The following is a 20974-nucleotide window of genomic DNA, read 5'->3' on the forward strand; positions in this document are numbered from 1 at the left end:
CTAATTTCTCAATCGGAAATTAAAGACAATGGTTCCTATTTGTTCTTCTTCATTGCCACTATTGAACTTCAGTTGCATGGCTTTCCGGATCGCAATGGCCTTCAGGTTATTGTTAGAAGTGGTTGATCCCTTTGGCTGATAAACAGCAGAAATTACCTTGCCCGCAGCATCAATGCGAATGTCTACAGCCACTTTTGCATTTTCGTTGAAATCATCCTCAAAACTCGGCTGCCTAATTATTTTTCTGCCCTGCAAGCCTCTTGAGATGGATACCCCGGATTTACCTGTTCCACCATTTCCTTCATAATTGGTGGAATTCGGGTTGCCGCCAGGTTTGCCCTGGTCGCCGGTGCCACCTGCAATTCCCTGGTTGCCTCCTTTCTGGTAGGAATCTGCTTCATTGCCACCTGTACCTGTTCCACTTACACCTTTAAACACTGCTTTGGGTTTTGCAGTGGCAGGAGTTGGATTCTCCACTGGTTTAGCGGGAGCTTTGGTTGGTTTTACGGCTTCTTCCTTCTCCGGAATTTTGGTCGCATTGGGTTTAGGTTTGGCCGGTGTTTTAACTACCGGTGCTTCTTCGTCGCTATCGTCTGTTTCCACATCGCGTGTATCTTCCGCTGCTGCAGCACTTGCACGGGGAGGGGTATAAGTAACGGGGGTTGCAGGAGCCGGACTTTCGGGCGACATAGGTTGATCGTCGCCCAATCCCTCATCACTATTGCCGAGGTTTACTTCAATTCCTTCATCCAATGGAGGCGGAGGTGGAACCGGTATCGTCCACCTTATAAAAAACAGAACAATCAACAGCAGCACTACAACAAGTGCTGTATATCCTCCTGCTCTGATATTTTTTTGTACTTCAAATTCGGTTGCCATAGTGTTGGGTTAGTATGCTAAAGGTACGATACAATTTTACGTGATTTGGAGCATGTGCAGTTTCAAAGCCTGTTAAAGTTTTTGGATCCGGTTGGCCAATACCAATCCGGATAAAATTAACAACCCACTGATCAGGTGTACCCAACCCAGTTGTTCATTCAATAACCACAAGGCTTCAATACTGCTGAACAACGGGATAAGATTTCCAAACAGGGAGGTTCTCACTGCACCAATTCGGCTGATAGCCCCATTCCAGCAAAGAAAAGCTATCACCGATGCCCCAAGTCCCAGGTATAGAATGATCCCCGCCAGCCCAAGATTCCATTGAACTGGTACAGAACTATTCAATTCCCATGCATAAAATGGAACCAGGCAAATAGTGCCGATCAAAAAGGCCAGAAAAAGAAAGGAGTCTGGCTTCAGAGAATCGTTTTTCTTACGCACCAGCAGGGTGTAAATCGCAAAAGCGAGGGCTCCCGCAAGAATCCAGAGATCTCCCTTCCCAAAACGCAAAGCCAGCAGATTTTCCCAGCTGCCTTTGGCCATCAGGAAAAGAATGCCGCTCATACAAAGCAATAAACCAATTGCGCGTAACCAGCTGATTCGCTCCTTAAATACAATTCTGCCCAGCAGTATTACCATCAGCGGTGAGCTGGTAGTACCAACCAGTGCCAGGTTGATAGCCGGAGAATATTTCCCAGCTACATATACAAGTGTGTTAAACAGACTTACACCCGTTATGCCGATGGCCAGGTAGTAGCCTGGTTGTTCACGCACTGCCCTGGCAATGGCAACGCGGTCTTTCCATACCAGGGGCAACAAGATAAGGGTGGCACAAAGCCAGCGATAAAACGCCAGGGAAACAGGTGGTATTGAATTATGTACCGAGCGGGCAATGATGAAATTTCCACTCCAGATCAGGGTGGCGATGACAGCTAACAGCACACCCAGCCAGGATTTTGTTTCAGTTTTCATCAATGCGCAAAATCCTGTTCATAATTTCCTTTGATCCGTTCAATCGGCGGATTGTAATAACCGAATTTCAGGTTGGGAAACTCCTCCCGGATCAACTCCATCAGTTGTTTTACCCCCATACACTCTCCTGTATCGGTTACTCCAATTTTTCCCAGGTACCAGTCGGGGTCTATGTTGAAATTGCGCCATTGGATCATACAGAGATCGGTTTCCCGGATAAGCTTTCTAAGAGCTTCGTATTCTTCTACACTGTCAGTCATTCCCGGGAACACAAAATAATTGATGGAGGTCCATCCGCCATAACTGCGCACTACTTTCAGGCTCTCAACGATATCTTCAAAATCATAATTATTCGGCCGGTAATAAGGCATGTAAATTTCCCGCCGTGCACTGTTTGTCGAAACACGGATACTGTTTAGTCCCGCTTCACACAAGGCTTTTACTGCATCGGGTTTTGATCCGTTGGTGTTGATATTTATACTGCCTTTGGTAGTGTGCTTGCGGATTTCGGTTATGGCATCCCGTAAGGTATCCCAAACCAGTAAAGGTTCTCCTTCGCAACCCTGACCAAAACTGATGATCGGATAGGGGGCAGACTCCAGGTGTGGCACCGTATACTCAACAATTTCTTCCGGACTTGGACGAAAACTCAATCGATCCTGTGTGGATACGATGACTTCCTCATCCGGCTGAAGAGATATACAGCCTACGCAGTTTGCATTGCAGGCTGGGGAGGCCGGCACGGGGCATTCCCAGCGGCCCATGAAATAATTTCGGGCTGCCGGACAGTGGTAGGTGTTACAACAGTTATCAGCGAGGTGCTGAACCAGGCGATTATGAGGGAAAGCGCTCACCAGTTTTGAAAGTCCGGATTGAATAATGGCATCATCATAGCCTTTACATTCCTGCCGGATATCAGCCTCAATTCGGACAGCCGGAACCACAAACTGATCATTGATCCAGCCAGCTGCAGTGTAACAGAACAGCGGAAGTGTGGGTGCATCGGGCTGGGTTTCATAGGCTGCCAGAAACAAACCGGTATGTGCCGGCGGGATAAACGCCGCCACTGCCCAACCTTTTTCACAGAGTCTCATCTCACCGGTCACCACATCAATACCGATCCCTTTTCTGCCGGGTAGTTCATATAAATTGCCACCATCGGGAAGGGGAATCCAGTCTTCGTCAGGAACCGGGTACACATCCCATCCAGACCGGCCTGTTGCATAAAGGGTATCGTCTTCGAAAATATTTCCTTTACCATCTGAATAAAGGAGAAAAGGGGAACTTGCCATCCCGCAAAGATAGAGAGATAGAGGGGATTTACAGGCTGGCGTTCAAGCGTTGGCGACAATAGCTATTGAATTCATCTTCTTCACAATCATCCTCATCATCGTCCACGGTTTCGCGCTGAAAGAGCCGGTTATTGGCATAATCAAGGGTAAGCAGGTTGTCTTTCAACACAATATTAGTGAATTCATTCCAACTGTAATGTTTGCGGGGAATGCTGTTAAATACGATTTCCTCATCCGAAAACCCAATCTCCAGGTCTTTTTTTGCCTGATGTTCAATAAGTCCCATCAGAATGAGTGGAATACTCAGCCAGGGGTAAACCGGCATACCAGCCCATACTAGTCCGGTTAACATAAGAAGATAATTGAACCGTACTCTTTTATTCAATTTTAAAATACGGTATGCATTAAAAGCTGTTAACAATAATACCAGCACAGCTCCTAAAACCAGGATCATTAATTTTTCATTGCCGGAGAAATAAGCTTCCAGGAAAAGCAGGGCAGAGACACCACAGACCAGCATACTAAATCGGTCAATCGTGTCGCTGAATTTATTTTTTAAGGTAACTACGTACTGGTAGATCATGGCTGCGAAAATAGGATTTAGAGGTTCGCAGCAGTTAAGATATTACAAAGTTTGTACAATACACGGGCCCCCACATTGGCATCCCAGTCATTGTCACCCACACCCACTTCATTGAGATCAAAACCAATGATTTTCCGGCCGCTTTCATGTACTTTCCGGAAGAGGTAAAACACCTGGTCTGCTTCTAGTCCGCCGAATACAGGAGTACCGGTATTGGGGCAGTGTTTGGGATCCAGTCCGTCAATGTCAAAACTGATATAGACTTTTTGCGGCAGGCTGGCCACGATATCTTCCACGATGTTTCTCCAGCTATCGCCATCGTATAAACGATTTTTAAGATCGCGGTCAAAAAAGCATTGAACCCTATTATTGCTGTTGCGGATATAATCCACTTCTTCATCACAAAAATCCCGAACGCCCACCTGTACCAGTTTACTTACCTGTGGCAGTTCTTCCAGTACATTGTACATAATACTTGCGTGGGAATATTTAAAACCTTCATACTGTTTTCTCAAATCACAATGGGCATCAATTTGAAGAATGCCGAATGCTTCGTGTTGTTCAGCAAGGGATTTGATAAAGCCAAATGGTGTGCTATGATCGCCGCCTAATAACCCCACCAGTTTTCCTTTGGACTGAAGTTCCCGGCATTGCGCATATACCCAGTTATTGAGAAAAAGACTTCCTTCATTGATATCCTTGAGGGAGCGACACATGAAATTATTTTTTTCTACGTCGTCTCCATTGGAGATATAATCAATGTAGAGTTCCGCTTCTTTGCGGAGGTAATCACTTTTTAACAAAATCTTTTTATCGACTTCCCGCATGAAAAAACCCTGTCTCCAGCAGTCGTGATACTCGGCATCGTAAAGGTCTACCTGTAGACTGGCCTTCAGGATATTATCAGCTGCACGGGCTGTACCTGCACTGTAGCTAACGGTAACTTCCCATGGCACTGGAACAATGACCAGGCGGGCATTCTGCTCATCCGTTGGCAATCCAAAGAGGTTGTTATTGGGGTTGCCAAGGCTGTTGGCGTCGTGTTGGGAAAGGTCCATACTGAATAATTAAAACGGCCGCAAGTTAGTACAGCCGTACATAGATGCAAAATTAAAACCATAAGTTGTATGGGGTAAACAAATGACCTGACTATCTTAAATTGACCTACCTTTGCGAAGTTAGAATTGCGAGTATGAAAAAGACACATATCATCATCCTGATTTTCATTGCCGTAGCGATTGCCGTACTCATTAGTTTTATGGGTGATTTGACCACCTATGATACCGTTGCTTCCGCCCGTCAAAAGGAAGGTAAATTTGTTCACCTGATTGCCAAACTAGACAAGTCCCAGCCGGTGGAATACGACCCCATCACAAATCCCAACTATATGAGGTTTGTGGCTGTTGACACGCTTGGAAATTCAACACCTGTTATCTATCACAATGCCAAACCAACCGACTTTGAAAAAAGTGAACGACTGGTTTTGAAAGGCAGCATGAAAGATGGAACATTTGAATGCGATGAAATGTTAATGAAATGTCCGTCCAAGTATAAGGAGGATGTGGAAGCAAACAAGAATAACCTGAGCTCTAATTAATGTCTTTCTCTCATGAACTATATTGGTGAACACCTATTGCCCGGGCAACTGGGCCATTTTTTTATTGTTTTGGCCCTGGTTTCCGCTCTCGTAGCAACCATCTCTTATTTTAAAGCAACCAATACCCGGGATCTTTCAGATGAACGAAGCTGGAAAAAGCTGGGCCGGATTGCCTTTGGTATAAATGCATTTTCCATACTCTCAGTATTCGCTCTGCTGGTTTACATAATGGCTACTCACAAGTTTGAGTATTATTATGCCTGGAATCATACCAGCAGGGATATGAATCCGGAATACCTGCTGGCCGCTTTCTGGGAAGGCCAGGAGGGCAGTTTCCTGTTGTGGTCTTTCTGGTATGTGGTAATCGGGCTTTATTTCATTGCCCGCAAAACCAAGTGGGAAGCTCCTATCATGTCGGTCATCGCAATTGCACAGATCTGCCTGGCTACCATGGTGATGGGACTTTACATTGGGGATACCATGATTGGAAGTAATCCCTTCCTGCTGGTAAGAGAAAAATTTGCAGATGCACCTGTGTTTGCCAGGGCGGATTATCTGAATCTGCCGCAGATGCAAGATGGACAGGGATTGAACCAATTGTTACAAAACTACTGGATGGTGATCCATCCACCGGTGTTGTTCCTTGGATTTGCAGCCTCCATTATTCCTTTTGCCTACGCTATTGCTGGATTGTGGAAAAAGGATTATGGTACCTGGACCCGTGAAGCGCTGCCTTATTCACTGTTCGCAGCAGGTATACTCGGACTTGGAATTATGATGGGTGCTGCATGGGCTTATGAGTCACTCACCTTTGGAGGTTACTGGGCCTGGGACCCGGTGGAAAATGCATCACTGGTACCCTGGCTGATCCTGGTAGCTGGTGTACATACGCAGGTGATATTTAATGCAACCGGTCATTCGCTCAGAACTACTTACCTGTTCTTTATTTTAAGTTTTATCATGGTGGTATTCTCCACTTTCCTGACGAGGAGTGGTGTACTTGGTGATAGCTCTGTTCACAGCTTTACTGACCTGGGAATGAATACACAGTTATTGCTGTTCCTGCTGATTTTCACTATACCTTCTCTGGCGCTATACCTGGTACGATACAAACAAATTCCTCATATTGCCCGTGAAGAGGAGACTTCTTCCCGGGAATTCTGGATGTTTATCGGCTCACTGGTATTATTCCTGAGTGCCATGGTCATCACCTGGCAGAATTCATTCAATCCGATTTATAACAAGATTACAGGTCAAAGTACGGCTGCTCCGGAGGATGTTGAATTCTCCTATAACAAGATCCAGATATTTGTAGCCATCGTAATTGGCTTGTTGACAGCTTTCGCGCAGTACCTCAAATACAAAAAAACCGGTGATGGATGGCTTAAAAAATTCGTGGTACCCACTGTCATAACAGCAGCCATCTGTGTGATTTATTTCCTTGTAAGCGGACTGGAGTACGATAAAAAAGGCATCGGATTCCAGATTGCCATTTACCTGGCATTTGTTGCCGGTGTGTATGCATTGGTAGCCAATGCAATTTATATATGGTCCGGGCTGAATGGAAAGCTGAAAGCCGCAGGCGGATCTATTACTCACGTAGGATTTGCACTGAGCCTGGTTGGCATTTTGATCTCTGCCTCCAACCGAAAAGTGTTAAGTTTCAATACTACAGGTATTAACCTTAAATGGGATGAACGCAGCAAGGAAAAGCCCCTTGAGAACCTGACCCTGATTAAAGGGGTACCGACCGATATGGGCGATTATATGGCCACTTTCGTAAATGCCGACAGTACCAATTCGAACGGCAATATCAGTTATTACAGAATTGATATGATTCGGAAGGATAGTGCGGAGAACTTTACACTGTATCCCAACCTGATCCGAAATACCAAGGGTATGGAAGGATTTTCCAATAACCCTGATTCAAAACATTACTGGAACCGGGATATCTTCAGCTATATCACCTATGCGGCGGATATGGATAACCGTGATGATACGGCACAATTCAAACGCTATACTGTCAATGTGAAGGATACGGTATATTATTCAAATGGCTTCTTCACCCTGAATAACGTGGTTCCAAACCCGAATAATAAGAAATACCAGTTCCAGCCAACAGATACTGCGTTGATGGCAGATATCACGGTGTTTTCCAAAGAGGGTACGCGCTTTACTGCACAGCCGGTATTTTATGTAGAGGGAAATGAAGCTCGTTACATTGTGGATACTGTGTTTGCGCAAAATATAGCCATTGCTTTCAGCCGGGTATTGGAAAATCAGAAGATCGAGTTGCAGGTGAAGGAAAGCAACCGGATGGTACCTTTTATCGCTCTGAAAGTGTATGAATTCCCGCACATTAATCTGCTCTGGGCAGGCATTATTATCATGACAATGGGCTTCGGTGTATCTATGGTTTATCGCAGGAAACAGGGGCGTTTGAAAGCTATCAACAAAATTTAGGAAAGCCGTAACAGCCGAAAGCTCAATACTTGTGTCTTAGAGTCGTTATTGATAGTTTAGCAGCGCATGCAGAGAGTTCTCCATCATACGGTTTTTAGTTTTCTGATACTGGGAATGGTATTGGTTGGACTTGGTGCGCAGGCCCAGGCTCCACTTCCGGCACCTGTACCCGGACCAATACCTTACAATCCCAAATGGGGGCCTAATGATACCATCATCGTGCCCATATTTGTTGTAGAGGGGGATACCCTGCCATCTGGTTGGCTGCAATATGTTTACGTAACCGCTCCCATGCCACCGGCTATGCGGAAGCGTTATGCAAAATGGACAAGACTTCGCAATGCGGTATACGTGACCTATCCTTATGCTAGAAAGGCAGGATATATCATCAATGATATCAATGCCAAAATGGCGAATATGTCGAAAAAGGAAAGGCGTAAGTACCTGGAAAGCAGGGAAGAAGAACTCAAGAAAGAGTTCTCCGGCCCGCTTACCAAGTTATCTGTTTACCAAGGTAGGGTGCTGATGAAACTCATCAACCGCCAAACCGGTAACAACTGTTATGAACTGGTCAAAGAGTACAGGGGTGGGGTTTCCGCACGATTCTGGCAGACTGTTGCCTTCTTTTTTGGGTCCAGTCTAAAACAGCCCTACGATCCCTCCGAAGAAGACAAAGAGATTGAACTTATCGTACAGGAAGTTGAACGGATGTACCAGTAACCTGTTCTGAAATTATTTACCGCCCTTTAGCTCAGCCTGCAATTTTTTCAATTCCTCCCATTTGCCATTGGCAGCCAGTTTCGCCTGCTTAGGCCAGGTTGCAGGGTCATGTACTTTGAATTTTGATCCTGCAGCTTCAAGGATTGCCTTTAATTTTTTGGGAGTTGCTTTGGATAGCTGCTCAAAACTTTCGATTTCAGCATTTTTCAGGAGTTCAGCGATCTTTTTTCCAATCCCTTCGATTTTGGTAAGATCATCCGGTTTAGCAGCTGCTTTTATTGCAGGTTCAGCTTCAATCTCCTTTTCAACAGCTGCTTTTTTAGTGCTTGCTTTTTTTTCAGGAACGGTGATAACACAGTTATCTACATGATATACGGGATCAAAGTAGTAGTAATCTGCATTACCGTCGTTTACCCAGCGACCATCATTCAGGAAATACCGGTATTGATAGGTTTGTCCGGGTTCAAGGGTTACTGTAGCTTTAAGGGTGCCATCTTTCTGGACTTTCAATCCGATTCCCTCATTGGGATTCCAGTTATTAAAATCACCCACCAGAATCGCTTCTGTTGCTTCTCCTACAATTTCCGGACTCAGGGTAAAGGTTACTTTCGTTGCCATGATAGTTTTTTTTAATGAATAGACACCCTTAATACTGTGCCAGAGAAATAGTAACCCGGTTTTGGCTTTGCTATTTTCCACAGCTTGTGGAAAATTCATGGTAGAATTCCTATTTTTAGAATCCTAATCTCAAAAACAAGCAACAATGAACCGAAAACTTCGAATGGGAATGATTGGTGGTGGAAATGATGCCTTTATTGGTGCCATCCATCGCCTGGCTGCCAATATGGATGGAAAGATTGAACTCGTTTGCGGAGCCCTTAGTATCAATAAGGACATCGCAATTGAGAGTGGAAAAACACTTTTTTTAGCACCGGAGCGCACGTATACCAGTTATGATGAAATGCTGGAAAAGGAAGCCGCTTTACCGGAAGATGTGCGCATGGATTTTGTAACCATCGTGACTCCCAATTTTGCGCATTTCGCACCAGCCATGATGGCCCTTGAGAAGGGTTTCCATGTGGTGATTGAAAAGCCGATTACGTTGTCTCTGCAAGAAGCGATTGCACTGGATCAGAAAGTAAAGGAAACCGGACTCGTTCTTTGCCTGACGCATACCTACACCGGTTATCCGATGGTGAAGGAAGCCCGCAATTTGATTCAAAGCGGAAAAATAGGAAAGGTTCGTAAAGTTTTTGTAGAGTACCGCCAGGGCTGGCTTAGCCGTTTATCTGAGCGCGAAGGCAATGCAGGGGCAGCCTGGAGAACCGATTCGAAAAAATCAGGTAAGAGTGGGGTGATGGGCGATATTGGCACCCATGCCTTCAACCTGGCAGAATATATCAGCGGCCTGGAAGTAGCAGAGCTTTGCGCCAATCTGAATGTGGTGGTGGAAAACCGGGCCCTGGATGATGATGGTGCTGTATTGCTTAAGTTTAATTCCGGAGCCAGTGGTGTGTTGATAGCCACCCAGGTAGCAGCAGGAGAGGAGAATAATTTATCTATCCGCATTTACGGAGAATTGGGTGGTATCGAATGGCACCAGCAGGAACCGAATTCACTGCTGCTGAAATGGTACGACAAACCCATGGAAACGCTGCGTGCGGGATCTGGATACTTGAGTGATATAGGTCGTCATAACTGTCGCACTCCGGGTGGCCACCCTGAAGGATACCTGGAAGCGTTCGCTAACATCTACCGTAATTTTTCACTGACATTGGCAGCAAGAATCAATGGTACTACCGTAAACGCTGATGTGGTGGAATTCCCTTCAGTAAAAGAAGGCATTCGTGGTATGGCCTTTATTGAAAATGTAGTAAAGAGCAATGAGAGTAGTGAGAAGTGGGTCAAATATGAAGTGTGAAGTATGAATTATGAAGTTAGAATTGGGGTCACTGGGAACAGTGACTCCAATTTTAAATTCAGGAAAAGTTCTGTAGAAGCGCTTCCTCTTTTGCTTTTCTCCAGTTCTTGTCGATCCAGTAGATCAGTGCAAACGCGATAAGGTTCAGGTTCACTTCCAGCCGCTCATAATGCCTGTTAATATTGATATCAACTTTTGAAATACCTGCACCAAATCCAAGTTGTATGGAGTCCGTGAGATCTATTCCAATCGTGAGGTACAATCCTGCTGCATATTGAAATCCAAAACCAAGAATAGCAAAGCCGATGACCTGCATAATCTGGTTGATCATGGAATGCCGGAAGGCCTTTTTATTTATTTTTAAACAAAGCCATCCTGCATAAACAGAATACCCAAAAAACAAAAAGACGATTGTAAACAAGAGTATCATTGAAAAATTAATGGAACCACCATTAATCATAGTCCACCCAATTAATAAAAATCCAATTAGTCCGCCTGCAACCTGATACAGTCCTAGTTTTGTTAACGCAGATATAGTTTCTTCCGATGAAAAGTTATTCATAGTGTAGATTTATTTCAGGAGCTATATTTTTCCCGTCTCCCGCCTCCCGTCTCCCGTCTCCATTCTCCCTTTCTTCCTTTCCTCCATTTTCCATTCCTCACTTCTGACTTATTCTCCTTACAATACTCGTGGTTGAATAACCTTCCACAATCGGGTTAATTATCACCTGGCCGCCGTTTTCAATTACTTCGCGGTGACCTACCACTTGTTCTACCCGGTAATCGCCCCCTTTTACGAGCACATCCGGCATGATGGAAAGGATCAGGTCGTAGGGAGTATCTTCATCAAATACCACCACCGCATCTACCATGATCATCGAAGCAATCAGCAGGGCCCTGGATTCCTGATCGTTAATTGGGCGCTCGGGACCTTTATTCAGACGCTTGACGGAAGCATCGCTGTTGATGCCTACAATCAGGATATCAGCCTCCTGTGCGGCCTGCGTGAGCGAATATATATGACCGTGATGCACGATGTCGAATACGCCATTGGTAAAGGCAATACGTTTACCAAGAAATTTCCAAACTGCTACCTGGCGGATCAGGGCATCGCGCCCGTACACTTTCTGATGAATGATACTGGCATTTCGCATATGGGGCCTATTTAGTTGTTTTTTTTCGGTTGAGCACGGGAAGCAACATCAATGATACGGCACCTGCCACCAGCACCAGAACAAACTGTGCCAGCCAGAGAATATACCCGAAGGCATTGCCGATCCCTTCACTTAATCCATACAAAGACATGGTTTCCTGTACTAAAATCGGATAAGCGCCCATACCACCGGGAGTTACTATCATGCCTACGCTTCCTAAAGATAAAACAGAAAAAGAGGGTAACCATCCATATGGCTGGGTGGCCGTCATGGCATAGAACCCGATCCGGATACTAGCCAGGTAGAGAAACCAGATCAGAAAAGAATGAAACAAAAACCAGCCTTTATGCTTGAGAAACCGAATGCTATTTATGCCCTGCCAGATTCCGCCAACCACCGCTTTGATTTTTTTTACAAAACCGCTATCCGCATACCGTCGTAGTAACCACCAAACCAGGAGCAATAGAAAAAACACAATACCAAGCCCGATATACAGCCCCTTATTTCCGGCCTTTTCGGCACCACCATAAAGCAATTGGTTCAACAGGTCGCCCGCATATTTTCCAATAACCGAAATCTGTGAAAAAAAAGTAATGGCAAAAACCAGGATCAGGCAGAGCAGATCGAAGGCGCGTTCCGCTACAATGGTGCCAATCAGTTTATCAGCAGGAACTTTTTCATACCGGCTTAAGATGGTACATTTCAGTACTTCACCTAATCTTGGTACCCCCTGGTTGGCAAAATAGCCAATGAGTACTGCCAGGTAGGTATTGATCAGGGAGGGCTTGTAACCCATGGGTTCCATGAGGATCTTCCAGCGGATGGCCCTGCTGAGATGGCTGACCAGTAAGGCAATGGCCACAGGCACCAGCAACCAGTAATTGGTTTCGCGCATGGCGGTTTTCATTTCCTCCCAGTGCTCGTCGGAAATTTTACTGAGGCTCCACCACACTAAAAAGATCGCCAGCCCCAGGAAGAAAGCATATTGAAGCAGGCTGTTGATCTTCTTTTGCATAGGACCGTTATTTATAACAAATTACCTTCTTTCGGGAAAATTACCCAGGGTTTGAATGTCTTTGCTTCTTCAAACGGCATCCGTGCATAAGATATGATGATCACCACATCCCCCACAGCGCCCTGGCGCGCAGCCGGACCATTCAGACAACATACACCAGATCCGCGTTTGCCTTTAATGAGATAGGTTTCGATACGGGAGCCTGTATTCACATTTACCACCTGGATTTTTTCATGTTCGATCATATTTGCAGCATCCATCAGGTCTTCATCCAGGGTCAGACTTCCAACATAGTGGAGATTGGCTTCTGTTATGGTAAGGCGGTGTACTTTGGATTTCAGTATCTCGATGTCCATTTGTTCAGATTTAAAATGCTAAAACGCTTCGCAAGGTAGGATTTTTGTTTACTTCCCGCTTTGGATTAACATATTGTCAATAAGTCGCACTTCATCCAGGTAGGCAGCAGCCAGAGCAACCACCGGTTGTTGGCCATCCCAATGGTCCAGAAGATCGAGGTTGTCAGCATTTGCCAGTGCAACATAATCCACTTTAAAACCTGCTTTCTCCAGTTTTTGTTCAGCTGCTTGTAATAATAGACTTGTTAAACCAGGCTGAAGGGTAACACAGATTTCTTTCAACACCTGTGAAATTGTAACGGCCTGTGCCCGTTGTGCAGGTAAGAGCCTGGTATTCCTGCTACTCATAGCGAGACCATCTGTTTCACGCAAGGTAGGGCAGGTATGTAAACGGGTAGGAATCCGGGTAAGTTCCAGCAAACGCTTTACCACCATACATTGCTGGTAATCTTTTTGTCCCATGTAAAGATTATCAGCTTTCACGATTTCAAGCAGGCGATGCATTACCTGGCAAACTCCTTGAAAATGTCCGGGACGGTATTTGCCTTCCAAAATGGTTTCCAGAAATCCGATCGAATAGTTCGGCAGATTGCCTGTTCCATTCGGGTAAATCTCTGAGACGTATGGTAAAAAAAGAAGGTTGGTATTGCTTTGAATCAACAGTTCAATATCCTTTTCCAGTGTGATCGGGTATTTTTCAAAATCCGAAGGATCATTGAATTGGGTTGGGTTTACAAAAATGCTGCAAATAACTGTTTCATTCTCCTTTCGTGCGGCTTCCAATAAGGATAAATGGCCCTGGTGAAGTGCTCCCATAGTGGGTACAAATCCAATACTGCGGCCCTCTTGCCGGAACTTATCCAGTGCCTGCTGTAGGGGCTCCACCTGCTTAAAAAGGATCATGTGTTGCGGGTTTTAGCCGGAAAAATACTACCTTTGCACACTATTTGAACGAAAAAACAGAAGGTTTTCACCAATAGTAACCGATCAAATGTCAACAAAGAAAAGAATTTTATTCATTGCTAACGAGATGTCGCCGTACCTGGAGCTGACAGAATTTTCTGAAATGGTGAACAGGCTGGCAATCAAATCGAACGACAATGGCTTTGAAGTGCGTTGCATTATGCCAAGGTTTGGAACCATCAATGAGCGTCGCCATCGTTTGCACGAAGTAGTTCGTCTTTCGGGAATTAATGTATCGGTTGATAACGATGATTTTCCCCTTCAGATTAAAGTTGCTTCTTTGCCCAATGCCCGTTTGCAGGTTTATTTCCTGGACAACGAGGACCTTTTCAAGCGTAAATTTGTTTTCCACGACGAAAAGGAAGAATGGTTTGAAGACAATAGCCTGCGGACCATTTTCTTCTGTAAAGGAGCATTGGAAACTGTTAAAAAATTCGGATGGCCTCCTGATATCATTCATTGCAGTGGATGGATGAGTGGATTGATTCCGCTGTATCTGAAAACTGCCTATAAAAAAGAGCCGGTATTTAGTCACAGTAAAACTGTGTTTACCATTGGACAGAATACGTTCAAGGAAAAGCTGGGACCGGATTTTATGAAGCAGGCTATCATTCACACCAATATTAAGGAAAAAGACCTGGAGCCTTTCAAGGAAGGAACCAATCTTGCTATGTTTAAAGGCGGAGCTACCTATTCAGATGCCATTACATTTGGTGCTGAAAAAGTAGATAAAAAACTGGCGGAGGAATTCGCTAAAGCAAAAGGCAAGAAAATTCTGGCATACAATGCGGAGTCTGATTTAACAGACTATTTACAACTGTATACCGACCTTGCTAAATAGTCATTGCTGAATCTAACTTTTTAAGATTAATAACCGGATCGTTTGTGAAGAAACTTCTGTTGAGCCTTTCCTCTGTAATCGCTCTCGTATTACTGATTGAGTCCTGTACCAAAATCCGGACAACCGAACTCGGCGGGGGATTAATCCCCGCTGTTGATAATGTAACGGTTTTTGATACTACGCTGGAGGTGATCTCTTCGGTTTTTGGTCTACCTGACAGTACTCGTCAAACCCGTGATGCAGATCATCTCTTTGGTATTCTGGAAGATCCATTTTTTGGGACTACCACAGGTGAAATGTACGTTCAACTGCATCCCAATCTGTTTGGAACGTATCCATTCGGCAGTTCCCGTGATAGTCTGATTGGGCTGGATTCAGTGGTTTTATCACTTCGCTACAAGTCCATTTATGGGGATACGAATTCCGTGCAGGGATTCAAAATCTACGAAATTGATCAGTCTGCCCCGTTTCGTGATTCCTCTACCGGTTACCTCATCAGTCATCCTTCTTTTGCAGTTTCCAATCTGATAGGTGAGAAAAATAATGTTTCCTACCTGACACTGAATGATAGTTTGCAGTACATCCGCGCAAAGGATACGGTAAAAGCAGTCAATGAATTACGTATTGTATTGCCGAATGAATTCGGCATGCGCCTGATGAATTTTGATACTACCATTTACAAGACGGACTCTGCTTTCAATGCTAATTTTAAAGGTTTGGCAATTCTGCCAGACGCGGCATCTGCGCTTAAAAAGGCGATTGCGTATTTTAATCTGGCGGATCAGGGCGGAACACGTTTAAGTTTTCACTATCGTACCACCCGTAATGGTAAACCGGATACTACTGTAACTGACTTTGTTCTACGTACCAATTACCGGGCAACCGCCAATATCGTGAGGAAGGATCCAACAGGTACACCTTTTGGAAACCAACTGGCAAATGGCGGGGATAATCAATCCGAAGTATTTATTCAAAGCACTCCCGGTTCCTATAGCCTGATTAAAATCCCTGGCTTACAGGAGCTGAATAACCGATTATTATACAAAGCTGTACTAATAGCTGAACAATTAGAAGGTTATGAAGAAGCAAGTTTCCCTACACCTGGGCTCCTGTTCCTGGATGCAGTCGACAGTGCCAACTCAAGGTTTATTACCATACCCAATTCATGGGTTTTCCAACAGAATAGCAGTCCGCTTTTTTATGATCCAGGAACTTTTGGCGGTTTTCTAAACAACAAACGATTTGAATTCGATCTCACCTCTTATATTCAGGGAATTGTAACAAGGAAAGAAAAATCGTTTGCCCTTCGGTTGTATGCGCCTTTTACAACACGGCCTGTGGTGACTTCCATTGGCTCCAATCAGATTCCGATTACGATCAGTAACAGGTTAGGTTCCGGCAGGACGGTAATTGGGGGTGGTTCGCATCCCACACAAAAAATGCGTCTCTACCTCGTTTATTCAAGGTTGTAAGCATTAGACTATTATATTTGCTCCGAATTTTTTAAATTATCTTTTTACATGCCTTATTTATTTACTTCCGAGAGTGTATCAGAAGGACATCCGGATAAAGTGGCTGACCAGATTTCAGATGCACTCATAGATAATTTTCTCGCATTTGATCCGCAATCCAAAGTTGCTTGTGAAACGCTGGTAACCACCGGACAGGTGGTACTGGCAGGTGAGGTGAAAAGTAAAGCCTACCTGGATGTACAGGAAATTGCCCGTGGAGTGATTAAAAAAATTGGCTACACCAAAAGTGAGTACATGTTTGAAGCCAACTCTTGTGGTGTATTATCAGCTATTCATGAACAATCACCCGATATCAACCAGGGTGTTGACAAAAAGAAGAAAGAAGAGCAGGGGGCTGGAGACCAGGGAATGATGTTTGGTTATGCAACCAATGAAACAGAGGATTACATGCCGCTGGCCCTGGATATTGCACATAAAATTCTGCAGGAACTTGCTGCATTGCGCCGTGAGAATAAGCAGATCAAATACCTGCGTCCTGATGCAAAGAGCCAGGTAACACTGGAATACGATGATAACAACAAACCGATCCGTATCGATGCAATTGTTATCTCTACCCAGCACGATGATTTTGATTCGGAAGCCAAGATGCTGGCAAAAATCAAGCAGGACATGATCGAGATCCTGATCCCGAGAATCAAATCAAAGTATAAGAAATACGCCAAACTGTTCAACGATAAAATCAAGTATCATATCAACCCAACCGGAAAATTTGTGATTGGTGGTCCGCATGGTGATACTGGTTTAACCGGCCGTAAGATCATCGTAGATACCTATGGTGGTAAAGGTGCACACGGTGGTGGAGCCTTCAGTGGAAAAGATCCTTCCAAAGTGGATCGTTCTGCTGCCTATGCAACCCGTCATATTGCTAAAAACCTGGTGGCTGCGGGTTTGTGTGATGAAGTACTGGTGCAGGTTTCCTATGCAATTGGAGTAGCTCAGCCAATGGGGCTTTATATCAACACCTACGGCACTGCTAAAGTGGAGCTGACGGATGGTGAAATTGCGAAGAAGGTATCAGAGCTGTTTGACATGCGTCCTTTCTTCATTGAAAAAAGACTGAAACTGCGTTCTCCGATTTACAGTGAAACAGCAGCATATGGACATATGGGTCGTAAGTCTGAAATCGTGGAGAAAAGCTTTAAATCCCCGGATGGTAAAGTAGTAAAGAAAAAAGTTGAACTCTTTACCTGGGAAAAACTGGATTATGTTTCCAAAGTGAAAAAAGCATTCGGACTTAAATAATCAGCAAGCCACCTTCGGGTGGCTTTTTAATTACCTTTAACCCATGAAATCGTTTCGCTCCCAGCCTCAACAGAATCGTCCCAAAAAATCAGCTCTCATCATTGGTCGTGTTAAGCTAATAGCAGCCATGAAAGAGGGCCGCCAACTGGAACGGATTTACCTAATGAACACGGCCCATGGTCCGGAGATTGAAGAAATAAAAAAACTGGCAACCAGCCTCCAGGTGCCGATCAACAAAGTACCTGTTGAAAAACTAAACGGATTTAATATCACGGATCATGAAGGCGTGGTTGGATTGATTGCCAAGATTCAGTATCATGACCTGCAGGATACCATCAGTTTTATAGTTGAGAAAGGCGAAACGCCCCTTTTGTTGATACTGGATGGGGTTACGGACATCCGGAATATAGGGGCGATAGCGCGTACCGCCTATTGCTGCGGTGTGCAGGCGATCATCATACCAGATAAAGGAGTGGGGGCGTTGAATGATGATGCTATTCAGACATCTGCAGGTGCTTTGGAAAAAATAAAGGTTTGCCGGGTGAATAGTCTGATGAAGGCAGTGGATACCCTGCACCTCAACGGTATTGCAGTATATGCCAGTGAAATGACTGCGGAAAAACTGGTATATGATTGTGATTTTGCAGCACCCGCCGCTGTTATCATGGGCAGTGAAGACAAAGGAATTTTTCCAGCATTAATGAAGATTGCAGATACCCCGTTTCGCATACCCATGGCGGGTGGCTTTGAGTCTCTGAATGTGTCAGTAGCGACCGGCATGATCCTTTATGAAGCCATGCGGCAACGATCCGGTAAAAATTGAGGAAAAAGAACGAATTTAACGTACCAAACTTGTCTATGTCTAACAACCAGACTTTGCAGCTAATAGAATGTCCGAGGGATGCCATGCAGGGATGGCCACAGATGATTCCTGTTTTCCAGAAAGTGGCTTACCTGAATGCCCTGTTACATGTAGGATTTCATACCATTGATTTCGGAAGTTTTGTATCACCCAAAGCCATACCACAAATGGCAGATACGCGGGAAGTTCTGGAGGCGCTGGACCTGAGCGCTTCCCGATCCGGACTGCTGGCAATAGTTGCCAATACCCGCGGAGCACAGGATGCAGCGGCATATGATACTATTCAGTCGATCGGTTTTCCCTTTTCTGTTTCTGAAACTTTTCAGCGCCGTAATACCAACAGTACTATTGAACATTCCTTTGGAACCGTGAGTGAAATACAGGAAATCTGTATGAAAAAAGGAAAGGACCTGGTAATTTACCTGTCGATGGGATTTGGAAATCCTTACGGAGATCCCTGGTCGGAGGAACTGGTACTAAGCTGGGCAGAAAAGATAGCGGCAGTAGGTGTCCGAACCATTTCACTGGCTGATACAGTAGGACTGGCTGAGCCTGACCAGATCAAACAATTAACCGGTGCATTAATTGCTGATTTACCGCAAGTGCGGATTGGTGTACATCTGCACGCTAAGGCTGAGAACCGTCTGGCGAAGCTGGAAGCAGCCTTCAAAGCAGGCTGCCGGCGATTTGACGGAGCACTCAAAGGAATCGGGGGCTGTCCCATGGCAGGTGATAAACTGATAGGAAATATGGATACCGAATTTATCATTCAGTTCCTTGAGGCCCAGGGCATCGAAACCGGCATACACAAGGGTGCTTTGCAGAAAGCCAACCTGTTATCCAAAGAAGTTTTTTCCCCGGTGATTTTATGAAATGGATGGCGGATATTGATATCAGGGGTCCTCAAAAAGGAATTACCTACCAGGATCCCATCTTTCTGATTGGTTCCTGTTTCACAGAGCATATCGGCAATAAATTACAGGAACTAAAGTATTCCGTTTGCCAAAACCCACATGGAATTCTTTTTGACCCCATAAGCGTGTGTCAGAGCCTGGTGAGTTATATTGAAGGAAGACAATACGGCCCTTCCGATTTATTTTTTTATAATGAACTCTGGCAGAGCTGGGCGCATCATTCGCGGTTTTCGGGTATGGACCAGGGCCTGGTGTTACAGCAAATCAATGCCTCACAATCACGGGCAGCCGAATTTTTGCGAACTGCCAAATGGCTGATCATAACCCTGGGATCTTCTTATTCGTATCGGTTGGTACAAGAAGGGGAGAAGCCAGTCGCCAATTGTCATCGCGCCCCGGCACAATGGTTCCGCAAACATTTATGTACGATTGATGAAACAGTAGCTGCACTGGATAATACCCTTCACCGGCTTTTTCACGGGAACCCAGATCTGCAGGTGATCTTTACTGTGAGTCCGGTTCGTCATTTAAGAGATGGGGTGGTGGAAAATAACCGAAGCAAGGCACGATTACTGGAAGCGGTACATCACCTGGTAGGAAAATTCAACCGGCTGCATTATTTCCCGGCCTATGAGCTCGTAATTGATGTGTTGCGTGATTACCGGTTTTATGATATCGATTTGGCACACCCGAATTACCAGGCAACCAGTTATGTGCTGGAGCAGTTTAAAACGCATTATATAGAGCCTGCTGCACAGGAATTGATGGATAAGATACAGCAAATAATACATGCGCGGCGGCATAAGGCCTTTCAGCCTGAAACGCAGGCCCATCAACATTTCCTGGCCAGTTTTGAGAAGAAAACTGCTGATTTGGCGGAAACCCATCCTTTTTTGGATCTGTCGGAGGAGCTGGCTTATTTCAGAAATGGGAAAGGTTAATGAATTCGGTCGCCCCTTACAGTTAGTTGCTGCATGATGACGGATTCCGCTTCCAGCCATTCGGCCCAGCGTTTGCGTACTTTTTCCTTGTCGATATAATGTTCTGCCAGCTCAATGAAAAGTTTGTAATGCCCGGCTTCGCTCTCCATAAAACGGCGATAGAATTTACGGAGGTATTCATCCTGCAAACCTTCGCTCAGCCGTTTGAAACGCTCGCAGCTACGGGCTTCAATCATGGCCATGGTGAGCAGTTGGTCCAGGAAGCGATCCTCCGGATGACCACCTTTCTTCTGAAAGTTCAGCAGGTGATTTACGTATTCGTCTTTTCTTTGGCGCCCCAGTTGTTCGCCTCTTTTCTCCAATTCCTGTAAAACAAGACGAAAATGTCCCCACTCCTCGGTAACAATGGGAGCAAGTTCTTTTACCATAAGGGTTTTCTCGGGGTAGCGCTGAATGAGGGAGATGCAGGTGGTGGCGGCTTTTTGTTCGCAATAGGCATGGTCGGTAAGAATATCCGCTATGGAAATGGCGGCGAGGTCAACCCACCTGGGATCCGTAGGTAACTGGAGGCCCAGGATATTTTTTACTTCTGAAGAAACAGGTGCATCCATAATAGGTGCAAAAATCCTATTTCATCAGCATCAAAACAAACAGTATCATGAATAAAATACCCAGATACAATTTTGGCCGGTAAGATGATATGACTGATCTTGTTTTCATATCT

The 20974-nt window shown here is 45.0% G+C and carries 22 protein-coding genes; 10 read left to right on the forward strand and 12 right to left on the reverse strand.

The window, feature by feature from the left end:
* The 5 genes from L0U88_RS09800 to L0U88_RS09820 all read right to left on the reverse strand — a co-directional run bounded on the left by L0U88_RS09800 (position 1) and on the right by L0U88_RS09820 (position 4787).
* A complete protein-coding gene (locus L0U88_RS09800; RefSeq protein ID WP_234865869.1) occupies positions 1-879 on the reverse strand; it encodes a hypothetical protein in 879 nt (292 codons plus the stop codon).
* 72 nt (positions 880-951) lie between these two features.
* Positions 952-1854, reverse strand: coding sequence for a DMT family transporter (locus tag L0U88_RS09805; RefSeq protein ID WP_234865870.1), 903 nt, complete (start codon positions 1852-1854; stop codon positions 952-954).
* The gene (locus L0U88_RS09810) at positions 1854-3146 is read right to left on the reverse strand and encodes a radical SAM family protein (RefSeq protein ID WP_234865871.1); all 1293 of its coding nucleotides are present in this window, start codon (positions 3144-3146) and stop codon (positions 1854-1856) included. Before L0U88_RS09810 ends, L0U88_RS09805 begins: the two co-directional genes overlap by 1 nt.
* A gap of 28 nt (positions 3147-3174) precedes the next feature.
* The gene (locus tag L0U88_RS09815; protein ID WP_234865872.1) at positions 3175-3729 is read right to left on the reverse strand and encodes a hypothetical protein; all 555 of its coding nucleotides are present in this window, start codon (positions 3727-3729) and stop codon (positions 3175-3177) included.
* 17 nt (positions 3730-3746) lie between these two features.
* Positions 3747-4787, reverse strand: coding sequence for an agmatinase family protein (locus L0U88_RS09820; protein ID WP_234865873.1), 1041 nt, complete (start codon positions 4785-4787; stop codon positions 3747-3749).
* Between the two features lie 134 nt (positions 4788-4921).
* Between L0U88_RS09820 and L0U88_RS09825 the strand changes: the two genes are divergently transcribed.
* The 3 genes from L0U88_RS09825 to L0U88_RS09835 all read left to right on the forward strand — a co-directional run bounded on the left by L0U88_RS09825 (position 4922) and on the right by L0U88_RS09835 (position 8509).
* Entirely contained in the window at positions 4922-5326 is a 405-nt protein-coding gene (locus tag L0U88_RS09825) for a cytochrome c maturation protein CcmE domain-containing protein (RefSeq protein WP_234865874.1), read from the forward strand.
* Positions 5327-5338: 12 nt separating this feature from the next.
* Complete coding sequence (gene ccsA, locus L0U88_RS09830) at positions 5339-7789, forward strand: cytochrome c biogenesis protein CcsA (protein ID WP_234865875.1); 2451 nt, start codon at positions 5339-5341, stop codon at positions 7787-7789.
* 66 nt (positions 7790-7855) lie between these two features.
* A complete protein-coding gene (locus L0U88_RS09835) occupies positions 7856-8509 on the forward strand; it encodes a DUF4294 domain-containing protein (RefSeq protein WP_234865876.1) in 654 nt (217 codons plus the stop codon).
* A 12-nt stretch (positions 8510-8521) separates the two neighbouring features.
* Here the strand turns inward: L0U88_RS09835 and L0U88_RS09840 are convergent, their stop codons facing one another.
* Entirely contained in the window at positions 8522-9127 is a 606-nt protein-coding gene (locus L0U88_RS09840; RefSeq protein ID WP_234865877.1) for a DUF4332 domain-containing protein, read from the reverse strand.
* Between the two features lie 145 nt (positions 9128-9272).
* Here L0U88_RS09840 and L0U88_RS09845 point away from each other — a divergent pair, with 145 nt between their 5' ends.
* Positions 9273-10430, forward strand: coding sequence for a Gfo/Idh/MocA family protein (locus tag L0U88_RS09845; protein ID WP_234865878.1), 1158 nt, complete (start codon positions 9273-9275; stop codon positions 10428-10430).
* A 58-nt stretch (positions 10431-10488) separates the two neighbouring features.
* On the opposite strand, the gene L0U88_RS09850 is transcribed toward L0U88_RS09845, so the two are convergent.
* From L0U88_RS09850 to panC, 5 genes are all read right to left on the reverse strand, one after another.
* Complete coding sequence (locus tag L0U88_RS09850) at positions 10489-10992, reverse strand: hypothetical protein (RefSeq protein WP_234865879.1); 504 nt, start codon at positions 10990-10992, stop codon at positions 10489-10491.
* Positions 10993-11089: 97 nt separating this feature from the next.
* Positions 11090-11584 carry an adenylyltransferase/cytidyltransferase family protein gene (locus L0U88_RS09855; protein ID WP_234865880.1) on the reverse strand — a complete coding sequence of 165 codons (495 nt, stop codon included), beginning with the start codon at positions 11582-11584 and terminating at the stop codon, positions 11090-11092.
* A gap of 7 nt (positions 11585-11591) precedes the next feature.
* Entirely contained in the window at positions 11592-12599 is a 1008-nt protein-coding gene (locus L0U88_RS09860; RefSeq protein ID WP_234865881.1) for a lysylphosphatidylglycerol synthase transmembrane domain-containing protein, read from the reverse strand.
* A gap of 11 nt (positions 12600-12610) precedes the next feature.
* Positions 12611-12955, reverse strand: a complete 345-nt coding sequence (panD, locus tag L0U88_RS09865) for an aspartate 1-decarboxylase (RefSeq protein ID WP_234865882.1) — start codon at positions 12953-12955, stop codon at positions 12611-12613.
* A 48-nt stretch (positions 12956-13003) separates the two neighbouring features.
* The gene (gene panC / locus L0U88_RS09870) at positions 13004-13858 is read right to left on the reverse strand and encodes a pantoate--beta-alanine ligase (RefSeq protein ID WP_234865883.1); all 855 of its coding nucleotides are present in this window, start codon (positions 13856-13858) and stop codon (positions 13004-13006) included.
* Positions 13859-13946: 88 nt separating this feature from the next.
* Here panC and L0U88_RS09875 point away from each other — a divergent pair, with 88 nt between their 5' ends.
* From L0U88_RS09875 to L0U88_RS09900, 6 genes are read left to right on the forward strand one after another with little or no spacing between them, the layout of a single operon-like run.
* Positions 13947-14759, forward strand: coding sequence for a glycogen/starch synthase (locus L0U88_RS09875; RefSeq protein ID WP_234865884.1), 813 nt, complete (start codon positions 13947-13949; stop codon positions 14757-14759).
* Positions 14760-14803: 44 nt separating this feature from the next.
* On the forward strand, positions 14804-16231 hold the full coding sequence (locus L0U88_RS09880) for a DUF4270 family protein (RefSeq protein ID WP_234865885.1): 1428 nt from the start codon (positions 14804-14806) through the stop codon (positions 16229-16231).
* Positions 16232-16279: 48 nt separating this feature from the next.
* The gene (gene metK / locus L0U88_RS09885) at positions 16280-17533 is read left to right on the forward strand and encodes a methionine adenosyltransferase (protein ID WP_234865886.1); all 1254 of its coding nucleotides are present in this window, start codon (positions 16280-16282) and stop codon (positions 17531-17533) included.
* Positions 17534-17576: 43 nt separating this feature from the next.
* Positions 17577-18356 carry a 23S rRNA (guanosine(2251)-2'-O)-methyltransferase RlmB gene (gene rlmB, locus L0U88_RS09890; protein ID WP_234865887.1) on the forward strand — a complete coding sequence of 260 codons (780 nt, stop codon included), beginning with the start codon at positions 17577-17579 and terminating at the stop codon, positions 18354-18356.
* 35 nt (positions 18357-18391) lie between these two features.
* Complete coding sequence (locus tag L0U88_RS09895) at positions 18392-19267, forward strand: hydroxymethylglutaryl-CoA lyase (protein ID WP_234865888.1); 876 nt, start codon at positions 18392-18394, stop codon at positions 19265-19267.
* A complete protein-coding gene (locus L0U88_RS09900) occupies positions 19264-20250 on the forward strand; it encodes a GSCFA domain-containing protein (RefSeq protein ID WP_234865889.1) in 987 nt (328 codons plus the stop codon). Before L0U88_RS09895 ends, L0U88_RS09900 begins: the two co-directional genes overlap by 4 nt.
* On the opposite strand, the gene L0U88_RS09905 is transcribed toward L0U88_RS09900, so the two are convergent.
* Positions 20247-20861 (reverse strand): MiaE family protein, encoded by a 615-nt coding sequence (locus tag L0U88_RS09905; protein ID WP_234865890.1) that lies wholly within the window; start codon positions 20859-20861, stop codon positions 20247-20249. The genes L0U88_RS09900 and L0U88_RS09905 overlap by 4 nt on opposite strands.
* Positions 20862-20974: the final 113 nt, after the last annotated feature.

Source organism: Flavihumibacter fluminis (assembly GCF_021491375.1).
Lineage (GTDB): Bacteria > Bacteroidota > Bacteroidia > Chitinophagales > Chitinophagaceae > Flavihumibacter > Flavihumibacter fluminis.